This window comes from Acidianus manzaensis, assembly GCF_002116695.1.
In the GTDB taxonomy this organism is placed as follows: Archaea; Thermoproteota; Thermoprotei_A; order Sulfolobales; family Sulfolobaceae; genus Acidianus; species Acidianus manzaensis.
Genome location: NZ_CP020477.1, coordinates 1,517,294 through 1,535,337, shown reverse-complemented (window position 1 = coordinate 1,535,337; position 18,044 = coordinate 1,517,294). Strand labels below are relative to the sequence as shown.

23 protein-coding genes, 2 tRNA genes and 1 other RNA gene are annotated in these 18,044 nt (G+C 29.8%); 14 read left to right on the top strand and 12 right to left on the bottom strand.

Annotated features, from left to right (window positions below; all coding sequences use genetic code 11):
• The first annotated feature begins 73 nt into the window (after positions 1-73).
• A complete protein-coding gene (gene thsB / locus B6F84_RS07440) occupies positions 74-1,732 on the top strand; it encodes a thermosome subunit beta (RefSeq protein ID WP_148691662.1) in 1,659 nt (552 codons plus the stop codon).
• On the opposite strand, the gene B6F84_RS07435 is transcribed toward thsB, so the two are convergent.
• The 7 genes from B6F84_RS07435 to B6F84_RS07405 all read right to left on the bottom strand — a co-directional run bounded on the left by B6F84_RS07435 (position 1,729) and on the right by B6F84_RS07405 (position 7,674).
• Positions 1,729-3,210, bottom strand: coding sequence for a DNA-translocating ATPase CedD (locus B6F84_RS07435; RefSeq protein WP_236748918.1), 1,482 nt, complete (start codon positions 3,208-3,210; stop codon positions 1,729-1,731). The two genes, thsB and B6F84_RS07435, sit on opposite strands and share 4 nt — an antisense overlap.
• 164 nt (positions 3,211-3,374) lie before the next feature.
• Entirely contained in the window at positions 3,375-3,737 is a 363-nt protein-coding gene (locus B6F84_RS07430) for a hypothetical protein (RefSeq protein ID WP_148691661.1), read from the bottom strand.
• 3 nt (positions 3,738-3,740) lie between these two features.
• Complete coding sequence (gene urm1, locus B6F84_RS07425) at positions 3,741-3,989, bottom strand: Urm1-like protein (RefSeq protein ID WP_148691660.1); 249 nt, start codon at positions 3,987-3,989, stop codon at positions 3,741-3,743.
• The gene (locus B6F84_RS07420; RefSeq protein WP_148691659.1) at positions 3,986-4,216 is read right to left on the bottom strand and encodes a 30S ribosomal protein S17e; all 231 of its coding nucleotides are present in this window, start codon (positions 4,214-4,216) and stop codon (positions 3,986-3,988) included. The genes urm1 and B6F84_RS07420 overlap by 4 nt, the downstream gene beginning before the upstream one ends.
• Positions 4,217-4,259: 43 nt before the next feature.
• Positions 4,260-5,411, bottom strand: a complete 1,152-nt coding sequence (gene fbp, locus B6F84_RS07415; RefSeq protein ID WP_148691658.1) for a fructose-1,6-bisphosphate aldolase/phosphatase — start codon at positions 5,409-5,411, stop codon at positions 4,260-4,262.
• A 31-nt stretch (positions 5,412-5,442) separates the two neighbouring features.
• Complete coding sequence (locus tag B6F84_RS07410; protein WP_148691657.1) at positions 5,443-7,245, bottom strand: ribosome biogenesis/translation initiation ATPase RLI; 1,803 nt, start codon at positions 7,243-7,245, stop codon at positions 5,443-5,445.
• A gap of 354 nt (positions 7,246-7,599) precedes the next feature.
• Positions 7,600-7,674 (bottom strand) — tRNA-Arg (locus B6F84_RS07405).
• 33 nt (positions 7,675-7,707) lie between these two features.
• On the opposite strand from B6F84_RS07405, the gene rpiA reads away from it, so the two are divergent.
• The 8 genes from rpiA to rnpB all read left to right on the top strand — a co-directional run bounded on the left by rpiA (position 7,708) and on the right by rnpB (position 10,964).
• Positions 7,708-8,409: a ribose 5-phosphate isomerase A gene (gene rpiA, locus B6F84_RS07400; RefSeq protein WP_148691656.1), complete on the top strand. Its 702-nt coding sequence runs from the start codon at positions 7,708-7,710 to the stop codon at positions 8,407-8,409.
• Positions 8,378-8,731 (top strand): hypothetical protein, encoded by a 354-nt coding sequence (locus B6F84_RS07395; RefSeq protein ID WP_148691655.1) that lies wholly within the window; start codon positions 8,378-8,380, stop codon positions 8,729-8,731. The genes rpiA and B6F84_RS07395 overlap by 32 nt, the downstream gene beginning before the upstream one ends.
• Position 8,732: 1 nt before the next feature.
• On the top strand, positions 8,733-8,876 hold the full coding sequence (locus tag B6F84_RS13855) for a hypothetical protein (RefSeq protein ID WP_187152656.1): 144 nt from the start codon (positions 8,733-8,735) through the stop codon (positions 8,874-8,876).
• A gap of 5 nt (positions 8,877-8,881) precedes the next feature.
• Positions 8,882-9,190 carry a transcription elongation factor gene (locus B6F84_RS07390; RefSeq protein WP_148691654.1) on the top strand — a complete coding sequence of 103 codons (309 nt, stop codon included), beginning with the start codon at positions 8,882-8,884 and terminating at the stop codon, positions 9,188-9,190.
• On the top strand, positions 9,159-9,899 hold the full coding sequence (locus B6F84_RS07385) for a phosphoglycerol geranylgeranyltransferase (protein ID WP_476692190.1): 741 nt from the start codon (positions 9,159-9,161) through the stop codon (positions 9,897-9,899). The genes B6F84_RS07390 and B6F84_RS07385 overlap by 32 nt, the downstream gene beginning before the upstream one ends.
• Before the next feature lie 3 nt (positions 9,900-9,902).
• The gene (locus B6F84_RS07380; RefSeq protein ID WP_148691652.1) at positions 9,903-10,079 is read left to right on the top strand and encodes a preprotein translocase subunit Sec61beta; all 177 of its coding nucleotides are present in this window, start codon (positions 9,903-9,905) and stop codon (positions 10,077-10,079) included.
• Between the two features lie 9 nt (positions 10,080-10,088).
• Positions 10,089-10,670, top strand: a complete 582-nt coding sequence (locus B6F84_RS07375) for a CBS domain-containing protein (RefSeq protein WP_148691651.1) — start codon at positions 10,089-10,091, stop codon at positions 10,668-10,670.
• An RNA gene (gene rnpB, locus B6F84_RS07370) (RNase P RNA component) lies at positions 10,659-10,964 on the top strand. Before B6F84_RS07375 ends, rnpB begins: the two co-directional genes overlap by 12 nt.
• Here rnpB and B6F84_RS07365 read toward each other — a convergent pair.
• Positions 10,953-11,450, bottom strand: coding sequence for a DUF367 family protein (locus tag B6F84_RS07365; RefSeq protein WP_148691650.1), 498 nt, complete (start codon positions 11,448-11,450; stop codon positions 10,953-10,955). The two genes, rnpB and B6F84_RS07365, sit on opposite strands and share 12 nt — an antisense overlap.
• A 52-nt stretch (positions 11,451-11,502) precedes the next feature.
• On the opposite strand from B6F84_RS07365, the gene B6F84_RS07360 reads away from it, so the two are divergent.
• The 5 genes from B6F84_RS07360 to B6F84_RS07340 all read left to right on the top strand — a co-directional run bounded on the left by B6F84_RS07360 (position 11,503) and on the right by B6F84_RS07340 (position 15,311).
• Positions 11,503-11,775 (top strand): Lrp/AsnC family transcriptional regulator, encoded by a 273-nt coding sequence (locus tag B6F84_RS07360; RefSeq protein WP_148692863.1) that lies wholly within the window; start codon positions 11,503-11,505, stop codon positions 11,773-11,775.
• Entirely contained in the window at positions 11,772-13,064 is a 1,293-nt protein-coding gene (locus B6F84_RS07355) for a tRNA(Ile)(2)-agmatinylcytidine synthase (RefSeq protein ID WP_148691649.1), read from the top strand. Before B6F84_RS07360 ends, B6F84_RS07355 begins: the two co-directional genes overlap by 4 nt.
• 120 nt (positions 13,065-13,184) lie before the next feature.
• Positions 13,185-13,258: transfer RNA gene (locus B6F84_RS07350), tRNA-Ala, on the top strand.
• A 363-nt stretch (positions 13,259-13,621) separates the two neighbouring features.
• Complete coding sequence (locus B6F84_RS07345; protein WP_148691648.1) at positions 13,622-14,812, top strand: Cdc6/Cdc18 family protein; 1,191 nt, start codon at positions 13,622-13,624, stop codon at positions 14,810-14,812.
• Positions 14,778-15,311, top strand: coding sequence for an endonuclease dU (locus B6F84_RS07340; protein ID WP_236748917.1), 534 nt, complete (start codon positions 14,778-14,780; stop codon positions 15,309-15,311). The genes B6F84_RS07345 and B6F84_RS07340 overlap by 35 nt, the downstream gene beginning before the upstream one ends.
• On the opposite strand, the gene B6F84_RS07335 is transcribed toward B6F84_RS07340, so the two are convergent.
• From B6F84_RS07335 to cyaB, 4 genes are read right to left on the bottom strand one after another with little or no spacing between them, the layout of a single operon-like run.
• Complete coding sequence (locus B6F84_RS07335) at positions 15,287-16,213, bottom strand: acyl-CoA thioesterase (RefSeq protein ID WP_148691647.1); 927 nt, start codon at positions 16,211-16,213, stop codon at positions 15,287-15,289. The genes B6F84_RS07340 and B6F84_RS07335 overlap by 25 nt on opposite strands.
• Positions 16,210-16,731, bottom strand: a complete 522-nt coding sequence (locus tag B6F84_RS07330; protein WP_148691646.1) for a nicotinamide-nucleotide adenylyltransferase — start codon at positions 16,729-16,731, stop codon at positions 16,210-16,212. The genes B6F84_RS07335 and B6F84_RS07330 overlap by 4 nt, the downstream gene beginning before the upstream one ends.
• Complete coding sequence (locus B6F84_RS07325; protein WP_420807172.1) at positions 16,686-17,498, bottom strand: SAM hydrolase/SAM-dependent halogenase family protein; 813 nt, start codon at positions 17,496-17,498, stop codon at positions 16,686-16,688. Before B6F84_RS07325 ends, B6F84_RS07330 begins: the two co-directional genes overlap by 46 nt.
• On the bottom strand, positions 17,485-18,036 hold the full coding sequence (cyaB, locus tag B6F84_RS07320; RefSeq protein ID WP_148691644.1) for a class IV adenylate cyclase: 552 nt from the start codon (positions 18,034-18,036) through the stop codon (positions 17,485-17,487). Before cyaB ends, B6F84_RS07325 begins: the two co-directional genes overlap by 14 nt.
• Positions 18,037-18,044 lie beyond the last annotated feature (8 nt).

The following is an 18,044-nucleotide window of genomic DNA, read 5'->3' as shown; positions in this document are numbered from 1 at the left end:
TTAAGTAACGTATAGAAAAACGCAAAGTTTTTATATAACCTCTTTTAATGTTTTCGTGGAAAAGGTGAGCTAGATGGCATCTACAGCTACAGTCGCAACAACTCCAGAAGGTATTCCAGTTATTATTTTAAAAGAAGGTTCTTCTAGGACATATGGAAAAGAAGCAGTAAGAGCAAATATAGCTGCAGTAAAAGCAGTAGAAGAAGCATTAAAGAGCACATATGGACCAAGAGGAATGGATAAGATGTTAGTAGATAGCCTTGGAGATATTACAATAACAAATGATGGAGCAACAATACTAGATAAGATGGATCTTCAACATCCAGCAGCAAAATTGCTAGTACAAATAGCAAAAGGCCAAGACGAAGAAACAGCAGATGGAACTAAGACTGCAGTAATATTATCAGGAGAGTTAGTAAAGAAAGCAGAAGAGTTACTATATAAAGATATTCATCCTACAATAATTATAAGCGGATATAAAAAAGCAGAAGAAGTAGCATTGCAAACAATTCAAGAAATAGGTGAAGCAGTAAGCGTAAATGACACCGATCTACTTAAGAAAGTTGCTATGACTTCATTAAGCAGCAAAGCAGTAGCAGGTGCAAGAGAGTACCTTGCTGACATAGTAGTTAAGGCAGTTACACAAGTATCTGAATTAAGAGGAGATAAATGGTATGTCGATCTTGATAATATTCAAATAGTTAAAAAAGCTGGAGGAGGAATAAATGATACACAATTAGTTTATGGAATAATTGTAGATAAAGAAGTAGTACATCCAGGAATGCCAAAGAGAATAGAAAATGCAAAAATTGCATTAATAGACGCATCATTAGAAGTAGAAAAGCCAGAATTGGATGCAGAAATTAGAATAAACGATCCAACACAAATGCAGAAATTCTTAGAGGAAGAAGAGAATTTGATAAAAGATAAGGTTGATAAGATAGTAGCAGCTGGAGCTAATGTCATAATATGCCAGAAAGGAATTGATGAAGTAGCACAATCATATCTAGCAAAGAAAGGAATATTAGCAGTAAGAAGAGCTAAGAAGAGCGATCTAGAAAAATTAGCTAGGGCAACCGGAGGAAGAGTAGTATCAAATATTGATGAATTATCATCTCAAGATTTAGGTTATGCAGCACTAGTAGAAGAAAGGAAGATAGGAGAAGATAAAATGGTATTCGTAGAAGGAGCTAAGAATCCAAAAGCAACAAGCATCTTAATAAGAGGAGGATTAGAAAGAGTAGTAGATGAAACAGAAAGAGCATTAAGAGACGCATTAGGTACAGTAGCAGATGTAATAAAAGATGGAAAAGCAGTAGCAGGTGGAGGAGCAATAGAAATAGAAATAGCAAAAAGATTAAGAAAATATGCACCTCAAGTTGGAGGAAAAGAACAATTAGCAATTGAAGCATATGCAACTGCACTAGAGAATTTAGTTATGATATTAATAGAGAATGCAGGATTTGATCCTATTGATCTATTAATGAAGTTAAGAAGCTTACATGAAAATGAAAACAACAAGTGGATTGGAGTAGATTTATACGCAGGCCAACCAATAGATATGTGGCAGAAAGGAGTTATAGATCCAGCATTAGTAAAAATGAATGCTATAAAAGCAGCTACAGAAGCAGCTACATTAGTATTAAGAATTGATGATCTAGTAGCAGCAGGGAAGAAATCTGGAGGAAGCTCTAAAGAAAGTGGAGAAAAGAAATCATCAGAAGAAGACTAAATATAATTTATTTTATTTATTTTTATTATTATTGGCTGTTTTATATTAGGTGCAGATAATATCGCATCTCCTGGATCTAATTTGTCCATTATATTTACAAGATTGGATGATAATGACATTGAGTCAGAAATTATATGCTTATCTAAATCAGATTTAATACTATGAATAATCTTTATGTTAGTATTTTTCATAACTTCCGGCGAAATCGAAGAAGGAGATTGAGTAACTATACATAATCCTACTCCAAATTTTCTTACTTCGCTAATAAGTTTATTTGTGAAATCATTATCAGTTGAAAAATAATTATGAGCTTCTTCAATTATTAAAATGATGGGCATAGCTTGTTTGTTATCCATATATAAATCAGTAATTAATTTTATCAAGAATAAAGAATAAATTTTTCGTAATTTTATATTCTTTATAGAGCTTAAATTAACTATTATACCGTGATAACTTTGTAATAATGTAGTAATATCATTTGAGTCAGATGACGCAAAGATTTTCTTACCTTCTGCAGTAAATATAGGATACATTTTTCTTGCTAATGCCATTTTTACCTCTTTTGACCAATTTGATGTAGACTCAATTTGTGATAGTACGGAGATGAAACTTTTTAAGTTGAAGCTAGGATATTTTTTTAATTTCATTAACAATATATATAGCATAAATCTTTGAGGATCAGTTAATTGTAATACATCAGATAGAATCTCTACAGTATCATCTATACTATTGAATTTTAATATATTTAATTTTACTAAACTATCATTACTTAATACTTTAAAATTTTTTGATCTTTCTATATACTCCCCATGCCAATCAAGAATAACTACGTTAAATCCTTTTTCTAACAATTGAGATGCAATTATCGATGCAGTATTTGATTTTCCACTTCCAGTAGTTCCAAAAATCCCTATATGTCTAAAAACATCAGAAGTTCTTATTCCTACTGGCACTGAAGATAACTCAGGAGTAGTTAAAGTTCCTAATTCTATATCAAAATCTATATTGTTATCTTCTGATTTTGGTGAATCATAAACTCTATCGAAAACTCTAGCATATGCTATATTTCCAAAACTATTTGGCATTGGAATTAGATCTTTAGTAGGTTTAACTAATTGCAAAACTATGTGAGGAGCTATAGATGTAGCTAATTCTTGGATAGTTTTGTACTCTTCTAGAATTTCTTCTTCACAATTATCGCATTTTTTGAAGAGAACTAATGCTGAAGTTTTTCTTCTTTTATGAACATAAGTAATTATAGTATAATCTATTTCTGATGAGTGCCTAGCTAATGTATCTAAGAGATTATCTAATTCGCGTTGTAATATACTATTATTTTGAGTATCTAATTCTTGTTTTCCTAATATCTTGGCAATTATACCATAAATTGTATCATTATTAGTTTTTATAATAAAAATATTATTTTTTATAATAATATCGCTAAATATTCCTAACTTAGATCTTAAAAATATTAACAAAATAAGTGCTAATATAGCTATTATAGAAAAATATATCACATAAGTAAAATTAATAACTAATAGATGAAGTTGATATAAGATTATAAGTATACCAAGAATAAATAAGACTATTGAACCATATCTATTTAGATCCATATTTTAAATAATAATAATTTAAATAAGACTCAGAAAGCCGAATTTATTGCATTCCTAGTTAGCATTAGTCGCTCGTTATTTGATAAAATAGATATAACATCTCTACTTGTAACTTCGTTACAACATGTTATAATATATACGTTATCGCCTTCATTTAACTTATTATACTCTATTACTTTGCTAATCTGAAAATCAGAATATAATAATGAAAGAAAATATAACGTTGGATCTTTTATTTTTGACTTTCTATATGTCTGAAAAAAAATATAGCACGCTTGTCTTAGTACTGCATTAGATGGAAGATTTTTTACTATTTGCGTTATACAGTGTCCGTCAAATTTTATCTGTTTCTTTAAGTTCTCATTAAAAACTACTTTTAAGATATTTATCATTGTTTATCCGCCATGATTTACCGGTATTATACTAATTACAGAATCTTGTTTTATATTAGCATTTGAATATAATCTAGAATCTATACCATCAATAAGTATAATAAATCCTGACCTAATTTTTTCTCCATCAATTAAAATATGCTTTCCAGAATCTACAGCATTTATTATATCAAATAAAGTATTAGCTTGTATTTCCTTTTCTTTAAAACCAAAGGTTTGACTTAAAGGACCTAAAAGAATTACTTTTGTCACTCCTCATCTGTAACCTCTTCACTAACTTCTGTTCTAACATTTCTAGCTCTTTTTGCATATCTAGTTAAATATCCTGCAATCCTATTCCTTACTTTTTTTGAATACACGTCTACATATCTTTTCACTATTTCCTTATTTTTAGCATAATCAGTAGTTATTTCGGTACTATATTTTTCATATAATTCTGCACTTATTCTCTTTATATCTCTCGTATAAATATTACCCATTAATCATCACTAGAAAAATTAAAGAATAACTACTTTATAAAATTTAGTCACTTGATTCAGTTTCTTTCTCATATATGCTCTGCTTTGCCTTTACAACGTCTGATTCTTTCTTAAATCTAGGCTTTAATTTTTCTAGAACTAATGGTAACGTGGTGTACTCCATTTCTGTTGGTTCTAATCTATGTGGCATAAATGGACCGTGTCTTCTCATGTAATCTGCTATCTGCGAGGCTAATCTTCTTGTTTCATCAAATGCAGGATCATCAAATAAGTCACTTGGTCCAACTAATTTGGCATTTTTAACGTTAAAACCTAAACCTATTAATCTTGGTGGTCCGTCAAATCTTGTAGCTCTAGCATCTCTTTGAGATACTGGCATTAATGGACCATAATGACTTCCTCTCATCCAACCAGGTACCAAATACGGAAATGAGAAAGCTTCTAATGTTTCGCCTAATGCGGGAAATCCATGCTGGACCCTAACAATCATAACTGGATCATCTTTACCTACATATTTTCCTGCTAATAAGTTAAGCCTCTCTATAGAAGTTACAGCACCTATCATACCATCACTTTTCCTGTATACTCTCCTAATTACATATCTAGATGGAGTTCCAATAAGAGCTAATATATCATAAATTTCCTCTGGTGATTGTAATGTTACAGATTCTCCTTCATATACGTCTAAAATTTCAAATTTGTACCCCTCATGCATTGTTGGATCTATAACTAATCCAGCAGTATTGAAAGGATCTGCAAACATTTTATATTGTGGAAAATTATAAGCTCCAGGTTCTGTTTTATCTGCCATAAATACGACAAATGGTTCTGCTGGTCTTTCTTCTATTTCCATCTCTGCCATACCAGGACCCATACCTTTTAGGTTACCAGAAAATGTATCAGATAGTAAATCTTGTCCTGCTGCATATAATCCCAAATCTTTGGCTACTTTAGTTGCCTCTTTAAACGCGTCCCATGCAGTTTCATGAACTTTAGTATCAAGTTCTCCTCTTGTATGTGTCATTATTAATTCTAAATCGTCTCCAACATTAGTAACATAATAGTCTGCAATTATTCCGTTCTTTTTTGCTTCAGCAAGTACTTTATTAGCTGCTGCCATGGTATCAGGATGTACTACATGATGCCCAGCTAAGCTTCCTATATCTGCTTTTATGACGCTTATTGTAGTTCTCATATGATATCTTCTCTATACATATTATTAAGCTTTAGTCTTTAACAGATTCCATTGAGTAGTATTCTCCTTTTTCTTTTTGAAGTCTATCAAGATAACTTCCGATTTTATTTATTCTTGGTCTTCCAGTATCTGCATCCCTTCTGAAAGTTATTTGCATATTTTTAAGAAATATATTCATACCTTTTCTTAAGCTATCTGGAGAATTTGCAAATCCTTCTTTACCTGGCTCTCCCCAAAATACTATAATTCTATCTGCAATGTAATCATGAATTGCTAGATCATGATCTACAATAAAAGCTACAGTTTTTCTTTCTCTTACAATTCTTTTTATAGCTTTAGCTATTGTATATCTTTCTTCTACATCTAGGTATGATGAAGGCTCATCAAATACATAAATATCAGCTTCTTTAGCCAATGCACCTGCAACATAAAGTTTTTGTAATTCTCCACCACTTAAATCCTTTACTTCTGATTCTAGAATTCTATGTAAATTCAATTTTCTTATTACTTCCTCAAAAAACCAGGAAGAAGTAGATAAGATATCTTTACTTACATTTTCCAAGAATTGTTGAACAGTACCTTCATATTCAGGAACGAGTTTTTGAGGTTTATAAGATAAAGATAGACCTTGAGGAGAGACTTCACCATAGTCTGGCGTAATTTCTCCAACTAATATCCTTACAAAAGTAGTCTTACCTATTCCATTTGGGCCAACAATACCAATTATCTCTCCTTCACGAGCATTACCAGAATTGACATCAAGTGAGAAATCTGACATTTTTTTTCTAATTTCTGACCATTCTATTTTGATTTTATTGGATTTAGAAAAATCCAAATCAGTTAGATCTCTAGTCATAAATTTTATAGAATCTTGCCTAAATTGAACATTTTCCGCAGGAAGATAGCCAGAAAGGAAATTATTTATTCCGACTCTTGCTGAATATGCTTTTGATACCCTACCGTATACACTACTTTCTCCATATATAATACTTATCATATCTGCTATATAATCCAGAACAATTAAATCGTGATCAATAATGCTTACATACTTATTTTTTGTTAATTCTTTTATCCCTTTTGCAACATTTAACCTTTCTCTTACATCTAAGTAGGATGAAGGTTCATCAAAAAAATAAACATCTGCATCTTTAAGTAAAGCAGCACCTACTAATAGTTTTTGTAACTCTCCACCACTTAAATTTTGAACATCTTTATTCCACATATTTTCCATAAAAAGTAAAGATTTTACTTCATCTATTTTACCTCGTTCATCAATCTTTTTTAGAATTTCAGAAACATTGCCTTTTAATAACCTTGCTGCATATTCTATATATTGTATTTTATGAACAATTTTTAATTGCTTATTATATAATTTGTAGAAGTAATCATAAATCTCTTTACCTTTAAATTTGGAAAGTACAAGATCTTTTGTTGAAGTTATACTTGGGTCTCCAAAGTTTGGCAATATTTCTCCACTCAATATTTTAAATATTGTTGTCTTGCCCGTACCATTCTTTCCTAGAATCCCCATCATATAACCTTGTTTCAATATAGGAATTCCAAATAATTCGAATCCATTAATTTTATATCTATGTATAATTTCTCCGGATAATTTATCAGGTAAATTCACAATGGAAATAGCTTCAAATGGACATTTTTTTACACAAATACCACAACCTATACACGTCTCTTCGTATATAACAGGTTTTCCTTTTACTATTTCTGCTAATTCTATTGCTTTACTTCCTGATCTATTGATTGGACAAAATCTTATACACTCTAAATTGCATTTATCGGGCTTACAAAAATCATAATTAATTACTGCAACTCTCACAATCTTCACCTAAGTATAAAAAATAATAAATCAAAAATTAGCTTTACCATTCATCTTCTTCCCAATCTTCTTCAGTATCTTCTTCCCAATCTTCTTCTTCTAAGTCTTCTTCCCAATCTTCTTCCATCATTATAGGCACCAAACAAACCTTAGATAAATAGTACTTATTTTTTTCTTACCTTAAACCTAATTTATTAATGACGTATCTATACTATCATCGATAAAAAGATTTATTTAAAAGTATAAAATAAAGATATTATTTTAACATTAACTACCGTTAATTACGTCTATTTTATAACTAGAACTTAGTCTAACTAAACAGTTTTTAGTACGTAAATATATTTTTCATCATTATGAGCCCGCCGGGATTTGAACCCGGGTTCTAGAGCTCCGGAGGCTCTCGCTTTGTCCTGGCTAAGCTACGGGCTCACATTTTTATTTATTGTTAAATTATTCAAAGTTATGGATGCTAAAGAAATTCTTGCAAAAAGGGCTATTGAATATTTAAAGGATTCTAATATAATTGGAATAGGCACTGGAAAGACAAGCACAAGAGTTATAAAAGAAATTATATCTAATAAATCACTTTTTCTATCAAAAAGATATATTTCAAGTTCAATTGATAGTGAAATACAATTATCGTCTAATGGGTTTAATGTTTTATCTTTATTTTCTGGTATTTTGCCAGATATTTATGTGGATAGTTTCGATTACTTGATTACACACGAAAGTAAACAACCAATAATGATAAAAGGAGGCGGAGGAGCTCTACTTAGAGAGAAATTATTAAGTTATAATGCAAAATTCAGATTATTTATTGGAGAATTTAATAAAATTATAAATAATAATCATTCAATAATTAAAATACCTATTGAAGTAGTTCCTGTCTCAGTAAACTATATACTTAAAGCAATACAAAGCATGAATTTTGAGGTAGAAATACGAAGTGGATCAGGTAAAATGGGACCTATAATATCAGATAATGGAAATATATTAATTGATATTAATTTCCCTATGGATAAAAACACTGAACTATGCAAGTTAGACTCTGAAATACATCAAATCCCAGGTGTAATTGAAACTGGAATATTTTGTAATAATCTTTATGATATAATTATACTAGCAGACGATAATGGAAAAATCGAGGTTATTAAGAAAAGCTAAATTAGCAGTAGAAAATAAAAGAATAGTAAAAATTGAAGTAGAGAATAGCTTTCTGTCAGTATATATATTTCTAACAAATGATATTCGAAGACATAGAGATCATATAATGACTGAAAACTCTTGTGATTGTAAATATTTTATTTTCAATAAGATTTATTTAAATAAATGTTTCTGCTATCATGTTCTTGCATTAAAATATTCATTAGAATCAGAAAAAAATATAATTACAATTAAAACTGATTTTTCTACATTCAATCAAATTTTACTAGAAATATACAATTATGGAAAATCATTAAAACTGAGAAAGCTCATTTATACATAGAATGGATATCATAGAATTAACCTTGATAGTAACAATAATAGCACTTATTGCTGGAATAATTTATGTATCTTTTACAGAAATTTTTATCGAAGAAGGTAAGAGAAAACATTTAGTAAGTACCAAAGCAAGTAAGAAAAAGAGGTAAAAAGAATGGGAGGTAAGAGGAAAAAGAGGACTAAAATTATAAAACCAAAACCAAAATTACCCAAAACATTTGAATGTCCTAGATGCGGAAGAATCGCAATTAGCATAGAAATTAAGGAAGGTATAGCAAAAATAAAATGCGGAAATTGTGGATTATATACAGAAATTGAAGTACCTCCAGTATACGACGAAGCAAATGCGTATGGAAAATTTATAGATTTATATCTAGATGGAAAATTGGACATAAAAGAATCCAATAATGAAAATCAAGAGGAAGACAATAATGAAAGTAGCGAGCTACATACATCAACTTAATAGTCAAAAGGTATTACATTTTTCATTAATAGATCCAGATAAAATTAATGACATAGATAAACTTAACAGTATAGCTAAAAAATTGTATGAAGCTGGAACTTCAGCCTTTTTAATTGGTGGTACATTAGGAGTATCAAAAGATAGATTAGATGAAATTCTAGATATACTAGGAGATTATAAAATACCAAGAATAATATTTCCTAGTAACGTAAATCTTATTTCAGAAAAAGCTGATGCCATTCTATTTTTATCACTATTAAATTCAGACGATCTGTATTACGTAATAGGAGCTCAAGTAGTTGCTGCACCAATAATCAAAAAGCTTCAAATAGAGCCAATACCTACTGGTTATTTAATCGTAGGATATGGAGGAACAGCAGGACATATAGGAAGAGCAAGAGTTATTCCTTTCGATAATTACGATTTGGCTATTTCTTATGCATTAGCTGCAGAATATATGGGAATGCAATTTCTATATCTTGAAGCAGGATCTGGATCTCCTGAACCTATTAATCCAGAAATGATAAGAAGAATTAAAAAATATTCTAACATAAAAATTATTGCTGGAGGGGGAATAAGAAATATAAATACAGCAGAAGAAATAGCAAAAGCTGGTGCTAATATAATAGTAACCGGAAATATAATAGAAGATGATATAGGAAAAGCAATAAAAATAATAGATACAATTAACAAAATAAGGGTGGATTAAAATATGCCCTCATCTAAAAAGAAAAAGGAAAATGTCCCCTTAGTTTCAATGGCAGGATTAATAAGATACTATGATGAAGATACAGAAAAGTTCAAGATTGATCCAAAAGTTGTCTTTATAGGTAGTATAATACTAATAGCAGTTATAATAGCTATATCAAAGATAATTCCTCCACCTTAAGGAGTTTTTATGCTAACAGAGTTTATAGAGATTAAAAAACTAAGAGAGTTAGCAGGATTAACTCAGGCAGAATTAGCTAAGCGAGTAGGTGTTTCACAATCTTTTATAGCTAAACTTGAAAATGGGAAAATTGATCCAAAATTTTCTGTAATAAAGAAAATTTTTTATGAATTAAATAATATTCTAGATATAAAAGATACTGCTAACTCAATAATGCATCGCCCAGTTATTTGCGCTTATACAGACGAAAATGTTATAGATATAGTTACTAAGATGGAAAAAAATGCAATATCACAGATTCCAGTTATAAATATTGAAAACAAACTACAAGGAATAATTTATGATTATACAATTTTACGAAAAATAAGCAAATATTACAGCAATAACATATATAAGCTTACTGCTTCTAAAGTAATGACTCCTTTACCTCCTTTAATATCTGAAAATACATCTATATCTGAAATTATGAAATTATTAAGTACACATTCTGTAGTTTTAGTTACAGATAAGCTTCTACATCCCATCGGAATTATAACAAGAAGTGATTTAATAGAATTTATAATAAAACATAGATTGGGGGAGCCCCAATAAGGGGAAGACGGAGAAATCCGAGGAAACTCCAGCCTCCAGGCTCAGAAGAGTCTCTAGAGAGACAAGGATAGTATCCTTGGCTCCTACACAGAAAAATACTCTTAGGAATTCACATGAAAATGATTTTAACTTCTACTCTAGCAATAGAGTAGAAGAAATGATGAGAATTCCTAAGAGTTGAAAAGTAGACCTCTTCGGAGCAAGTATGGGAGCTTATGAAAAGAGCCTGAGGCTCCCAGTGACGCCTCAGTTAAATTTCCCCAAATTACAAAAGCTGGGTTATTATTGGGGCTCTCCTATATATTCCTTCTCGATTTTTTCTATTTCTTCTCTTGATTTTCCCTTATAACTCTCTAATAGATCTAAATTTAATTGATAAAATGTATTTCCCCACTTATATAAGGAGAGAATCTTAATAGCTAAATCAGTATATTCTAAAATGTATAATGATGCAGCTACAGCTTCTAATGAAGATAACATAAATGGTTTAGCGTAATTTGTAGGATTACCAGCTAATAAGAATGGAAGACGCCTAGCATTTTTATCATTAAACTTCTGGAAAAAATTAGTATCGCTCTTCTTCCATGAAGAATCAATAACAGTTAAACCTATGCGATCAACCAAATATTTATCCTCATCAGATAAAAGAATTCTAGATAATGGATTTAGAATTATCCCCTTAGGTTTGACTGTAAATCTTGCATAGCCAAAATGAACCATCTTCCTACTAGTACATTTCTTTGGGTCGTCTTGACCTAATTCAATTACGTAAATCTGCACATAGTAAAGTTCTTATAGTACTATATTATTAAAGCTATTGGGAATCAATTTGATACCTTCTACAGATGAAGGAAAATCTGTATCTGCAATAGTTCTAATAAATACTGATGCAGGAGGAGAAGAAGAAGTATATGAAAAATTAAAGGAAATGAAAGAAATTACAGAGGCATATATAGTATATGGCGTTTATGATATTGTAGCAAAGATTGAATCACAAGATATGGATACATTAAGAAATTTTGTAAGTTCTACAATAAGAAAATTACCTAAAGTAAGATCCACACTAACAATGATAATAATGGAGGAAAAGACGACTAAAAAATGAAATACATTATAGGCATTGATGACCACGATTCACCAAAATTAGGTTGCACAACACATTTTAGTACAAGCCTTATTAAAATACTCTATAAAAACAATATTAAATTACTAGATTTTCCATATCTGATAAGACTTAACCCTAATATTCCGTGGAAAACTAGAGGAAATGCCGCAATAAAGTTAATTATAGAATCTGAAAGAGATAAAAATGAAATAGCAGATATAATTTGGAATGAATCTATAAAATATGTTGAAGAAATATCAAAAGGATTTGAATATAATAGAAAACCCGGAGTAGCAATAGTCGAAAGCAACAAATCAAAAGACCTTTTTCCATTTTATATTAAAGCAGTAAGTGATGTAATACCTTTAGATTTAGCAATGAATATAGCTAATAGTTTAAAAGTAGAAATTAGAGGTAGTAGAGGTATAATAGGATCCCTAGCAGCAATTGGCTTTTATGGAATAACTACATTTGAATTATTAACATACAGATTTAAGGAAAACTGGTTTAAGCAAAGAAAAATAGATTTGGATAGTTTAATAGAATTTGATTCGAAATATTTTCCTTTTGTATTTGCTAATGTTGATTATATTAGAAAAAAACCACTTATACTTTCACATGGAACAGATCCTGTATTATACGGAATAAGAGGACTAGAACCTAAAATACTACTTAATGGACTCTATGACATAAAAGTAATCGATGAAGACATAGAAAAATTCATGATATTTAAATCAAATCAAGCTACTGATGCACATTTATTGAAAACAGGAGAAAAACCATATCAAACTATTTCAAAACAAGTTATAGTGAAAGAAATTAAAGTACTAACTGGCGGAGACGTATTAATAAAACCAGAAAATGAAAATGATATAATAATTGTATATAAAGAAACCGGGGAGTTAAACTTACTTTCAAAATATCTTGAAAATGGCGACAAAATAACAGTAATAGGAGCTGAAAAACCGTCCTCAAAATTCGGCAAAATTATAGAAGTCGAACGATTACAAGTAGAAGAACTGAAAGAAAAAATAGTTTTCAGTAATCCTAGATGCCCTATATGCGGTGGACCCAGTGAATCGGTAGGAACTAATAAAGGTCTTAGATGTAAAAAATGTGGTCATAGATTTATCGCTCCTAAAGTAAAAACAAAAATGCCAAGACAAGTATCCATAGGAATTTATCAAAGTAGATATTATAGACATTTAACTAAACCAATTTTTTTAGATTTAAATTTAAATAGATTATATGATACTGAAATCTTAGGAGAACTAATAAAAAAACTCTAGCTCTATAGAATTAGATATATAAAAATTTTTAACAACGTACTCGTAAGAATAGACTAAAAATATCTGAAAAATAAAAAGTGGCTAGAAACATTTATAAGCAGTGCTATTAATCTATTATTTGGGCCGGTAGCTCAGCCTGGAAGAGTGCCCCGTTGGCATCGGGGAGGTCCCGGGTTCAAATCCCGGCCGGTCCATGTTGCTAATTGAATATTATTTATTATTTCAAATTTATTGCCTCTTATATAATGTCTATAAATCATAAGATATATGAAAAATTAGATAATTCCTTAATATTTAAAGACTTATAATTCACTAAAATAGGCTCACATAGCCCTTTGTTTCCACTGGAAAAAACGAAAAAATAAATTTCTATTAACCTATCCATGTACAAATATACAAACCATACCAAAAAGTAAAAATTTTGTTTTATTTCCACTTGAAACAATGGGGTGTGTGTATTTGACTATGAGTCTCCAGTGGAAATAGAGGGGTATTTTACTCCCCGGTTAATTTGCAATACCTCTTAAAAGCTAAAACGTTTAACAGATTATGATGTAATGAGTGATATTATAGATGATGTTTTATCTAGCGTTAGGTCATCTTTAATCTTTAAGAATAGACAATATTTGCTTCCAGATTATATTCCTAATGAACTTCCTCATAGAGAAGATCAGATTAGAAAAATTGCAAGTATATTAGTTCAGCTTAATAGGGGTGAAAGGCCAAATAATATATTTATTTATGGTTTAACAGGTACAGGAAAAACTGCGGTTACTAGATTCGTTTTATCTAAACTGAATGAGAAAGTTAAAACGTTTAGCTATATATACATAAATACTAGACAAAGTGATACTCCGTATCGAATTCTAGCAGATATAATAGAAGATTTAGGCGAAAAAGTTCCTTTTACTGGAATTTCTACAGCAGAATTATATAGAAGGATAATAAAAATTTTAAATAGTAAAAATACAATTTTAGTTATAGTATTAGACGAAATAGACGCTATGGTAAAGAAGCATGGTGACGATATATTATATAAACTCACTAGGATAAATTCAGATTTAAACATAAGTAAGATTTCAATAATAGGAATTACTAACGATGTAAAGTTTGTTGATAACTTAGATCCTAGAGTTAGAAGTAGCTTAGGAGAAGAGGAAATAGTATTTCCCCCATACAATGCGGAAGAACTTGAAGATATACTTAACAGAAGAGCTATATTAGCTTTCAAAGAGAATGTGATCTCAGAGAGTATAATAAAACTATGTGCAGCTTTAGCTGCTAGAGATCATGGAGATGCAAGAAGAGCATTAGATTTGTTAAGAGTTGCAGGAGAAATAGCAGAAAGATCTGGGGAATCTAAAATTACAGAGGTAGATGTACAGAAAGCAAGAATAGAAATAGAAAGAGATAGAGTTTATGAGATAATTTCTACTTTACCTTTTCATTCAAAGTTAGTTTTAGCTGCTATTTTAAAAGGCTTAAAAAATAAGAATAGTCTAACCACTGGAGAAGTTTATGAAATTTATAAGAATATTGCTAAGCTAATAGTATCGGAATATGTTACACAAAGGAGAGTTAGTGATATTCTTAATGAACTAGATATGGTAGGAATAATAACTGCCAAGGTAATAAATAGAGGCAGATATGGTAAAACAAAAGAGGTAAATTTAGCCGTTGATGAAGATACAATTATTAAGGCATTAGTAGATAATGATGATAAAATTGCTAGTCTCTGGAATAGATGATGGATATTTTCCATTAGATTATAAAAAAGGAAAAGGAAAATGTCCGTTAGTTTCAGTAACTTATAACGGTTATAATATAGTAGATGTTGATTTTGACATGATATTAGTAGATGGTAAGGATGGAACTGAAAAATTTCAAGGATTAAGAAAGGGAGATATAATAATTTTTGATAGCATAATTGTTGGTGGATTTAACTATATTAAACCAGAAAAAAACTATATCATCTTTTATTCTTCTAGGCCAAATTTAAATAGCATATTATATGCTGCTTCTGAGCATTATAATGACGAAAGAGTAGATGTTATAAAAACGTATTTATCTAATATGATTGAAGTATCTACAAAATATGGATCTGTATATATAAATACAGATTTAGATATTTATGTAGCAAGAAATATTATAGAATATTATCAAGTTTTCTCTAAAATTCCTGAACCAATAAAAACTGCTCATATAATAGGAAAAAGTATTGGTCAATCACATGTAGTTTCTGATTGAATTTTCTTGCTTATTTTTATTCTTTCTTCTCTTTCTTTTTCTCTCATGTCGAATATTTGCTTCTCTTTTTCACTTGCAGGATATAGCCTTTGTATTTGTCTAGGTTTTCCATTTTCATCTATTGCTACAAATGAAAAAATAGTATATGTCACTACTCTTTTTTCTCCTGTATAATGATTTATAGCGAATACTTTTCCACCTACATCTAGTGATGTATTACCCGTATATTCTACTGCTCCTTGAATTTCAAGAATATCTCCTATTTTTACGGGTGTTATAAAATCAGCATACCCTGCACTTACTGTAAATGCATTACCTTTAGAGTATAACTTAGCTACAATAGCTAAAGCCTCGTCTAACATTGTATACATTTTTCCAGCGTATAATATTCCGTTTCCAAACCCATGTTCAGGATATATTGTTCGTATATAACTTTTCCCAAAAGACATTCCAGGCAAAAGATCTTGATTATCTAATGTCAATCTCTTTTTTCTTTCTAATCTCTCAATTCTTCTTTTTTCAATTATATCGTTAGAAGGTATCTTTATATCCAATTTTCTAGGTTTGTTATTTTCATCTACTGCTACATATGTCATTAAACCAAACGCGCCTAATTCTTCTTTATCTTCTTTTTTGATGCATCCTTTAACTTCTATCTCTACTGAACTGTTCCATGTTGCATTGGCTTTTGCTACAACTCTTAGTATGTCTCCTATTCTAGCAGGCTTAAAAAGAAAAAGATAATCTACTGATGCTAATAAATAATTTCCTTTGCTAACGTTTGACATTAAAATACCTGCAGTATCTATAAGCCAACTCATATAAATTCCGCCATGTAGAGAACCGAAATGGTTCACATGCCATGGAAATACATTATAATAATTTTCCGTTTTGTAGCTCATTTTTTATCACTTCTTGTTATTTCTTTTAGTCTTTCGTCTCCTTTTATGTTTATTATATATTTGTAAACTTTTTCTGGCACTAGGTTTTCCCAATTTTCTCCAGTTATAATCATTTTCCTAATTAATGTTGAATTATACTTTTCTCGATTAAATGCTGGAGGTTCCTCAACTTCTACCCCAGCCTCCTTAAAAAGTCTAAGAACTAAAGGATTCCTAGCAAAAACCTTCTCAAACTTAGGAGAATACAATTTAACATGATAAGCCCAAACACTATTCATCAAAACATCAGGAATAGGAATAATAAAATACTTACTAGAAGAAACACCAGCCTCCTCCAAACCCAACCTAATCATCTCAACCCTCTCACCAGCAGTAAAAGGATTAACCAAAGTATGACTCTCCTGACTACTACCAACAAGAATAACCAACTCATCAACCCTCTCCAAAGCCCACTTAACAACACTCAAATGACCTAAATGAAATGGCTGAAATCTCCCTGGGTATAACCCTCTAAGCAAACAACATCACCTTCTTTTGCACCCAACTTTAAAGATGCGTTTTCTTTATTAATACCTATTTCCATAAATCCATATCCATTCTTATATATTAGTAATTCTTTATTCTCACTCTCTCCAAAAGTATTAACTCTTCTTGCGTAGAATATATTCGAATTAATATGAACTTTAGCATTTGTATCAAAGTCTTTTATTGAAGTTGCCACATTTCCAAAATGATCTATATAGATTATTTCTCCACAAGTTAGATTATCTTTTTTAAATTCTTTATATTCTATTTTCTGAATTTCTTTATCTGATATTATATTTCCAAATATATGTATATCTACATCTAGTGAAACAAATGCTGCTATAGTAGCAAATATATCTCTTCCATGGAATGTATTTGAAATGTTTTTGGATAAATATAATTTATTATTATTTACTTGAATTATTTCTTTTATTTCGTCTTGTTTTGCAGCAGGAAATAGAACTCCATTATCAGGACCTATAAAAATATAGTTTTTAGTTTTTATTAAAAGAACTTTTCTTGTAGTACCAACACCAGGATCTATTACTACAAGAAATATTGTATTTCTTCTAAAGAATGAATAAGAAGTGTATAACAAATATGCTCCACTATATATATTAAAATTCTTGGCATTAGGTGTTATATACGTAATTTCAATGTCTTTATTAATTTTCCTTATAACTCCTTCCATAACTCCGTTATAATTATCGCTTATTCCAAAGTCTGTAAGTATTCCTATTAATCGTCTATTCATTTTTATTCACCAATAATTCTAAATAAGACTGGCTTATTTTACTTCCTTTTATGTTATATTTGTAGAGAAAAGAATTAACATAGTTTAGTAATTCTTCTTCTGTTCCATTATCTATCTCTATTTCTATGAAATCACCTAAATTTTCAACTCTATCAAGGCAAATAATAAATTTCTTATCTCTAAAATATTTTCTAATCTTAATTACTTTATATACTGGATTAAATCCTAGTCTTTCTAGAATTTTAAACAGATTATCCATATTTTCTGATTTAATTTTTATAGTTATCTCTTCTCTTGACTTACTTATTTTTCCTATCTTTGGTCCTTTATATGTTAATTCTATTTCATTATTATTGCTAATTTGTCTAACTCTTAGCGCTTCGTCAGTCTTTTTAAAATCTCTATATTTAGAGTTAAAATATGTATCAGTTTCTCTTTCTTCACCTATAAATTCTATGCCATCATTTTTAAGTGATGAAAAGATATCATCTATATTCTTATTTTCTAGCTTTAATTTTATTTCGCTTTCTATTATATCACTCATTGTTAATC

Bases quoted from the DNA above. Each gene is read 5' to 3' on its own strand.
- cyaB (WP_148691644.1), bottom strand. From the start codon at position 18,036: ATGAGTGATATAATAGAAAGCGAAATAAAATTAAAGCTAGAAAATAAG.
- B6F84_RS07355 (WP_148691649.1), top strand. From the start codon at position 11,772: ATGAAATACATTATAGGCATTGATGACCACGATTCACCAAAATTAGGT.
- thsB (WP_148691662.1), top strand. From the start codon at position 74: ATGGCATCTACAGCTACAGTCGCAACAACTCCAGAAGGTATTCCAGTT.
- B6F84_RS13855 (WP_187152656.1), top strand. From the start codon at position 8,733: ATGGATATCATAGAATTAACCTTGATAGTAACAATAATAGCACTTATT.
- B6F84_RS07345 (WP_148691648.1), top strand. From the start codon at position 13,622: ATGAGTGATATTATAGATGATGTTTTATCTAGCGTTAGGTCATCTTTA.
- B6F84_RS07385 (WP_476692190.1), top strand. From the start codon at position 9,159: ATGAAAGTAGCGAGCTACATACATCAACTTAATAGTCAAAAGGTATTA.
- B6F84_RS07430 (WP_148691661.1), bottom strand. From the start codon at position 3,737: ATGATAAATATCTTAAAAGTAGTTTTTAATGAGAACTTAAAGAAACAG.
- B6F84_RS07340 (WP_236748917.1), top strand. From the start codon at position 14,778: ATGATGATAAAATTGCTAGTCTCTGGAATAGATGATGGATATTTTCCA.
- B6F84_RS07375 (WP_148691651.1), top strand. From the start codon at position 10,089: ATGCTAACAGAGTTTATAGAGATTAAAAAACTAAGAGAGTTAGCAGGA.
- rpiA (WP_148691656.1), top strand. From the start codon at position 7,708: ATGGATGCTAAAGAAATTCTTGCAAAAAGGGCTATTGAATATTTAAAG.
- B6F84_RS07380 (WP_148691652.1), top strand. From the start codon at position 9,903: ATGCCCTCATCTAAAAAGAAAAAGGAAAATGTCCCCTTAGTTTCAATG.
- B6F84_RS07335 (WP_148691647.1), bottom strand. From the start codon at position 16,213: ATGAGCTACAAAACGGAAAATTATTATAATGTATTTCCATGGCATGTG.
- B6F84_RS07420 (WP_148691659.1), bottom strand. From the start codon at position 4,216: ATGGGTAATATTTATACGAGAGATATAAAGAGAATAAGTGCAGAATTA.
- fbp (WP_148691658.1), bottom strand. From the start codon at position 5,411: ATGAGAACTACAATAAGCGTCATAAAAGCAGATATAGGAAGCTTAGCT.
- B6F84_RS07395 (WP_148691655.1), top strand. From the start codon at position 8,378: ATGGAAAAATCGAGGTTATTAAGAAAAGCTAAATTAGCAGTAGAAAAT.
- B6F84_RS07390 (WP_148691654.1), top strand. From the start codon at position 8,882: ATGGGAGGTAAGAGGAAAAAGAGGACTAAAATTATAAAACCAAAACCA.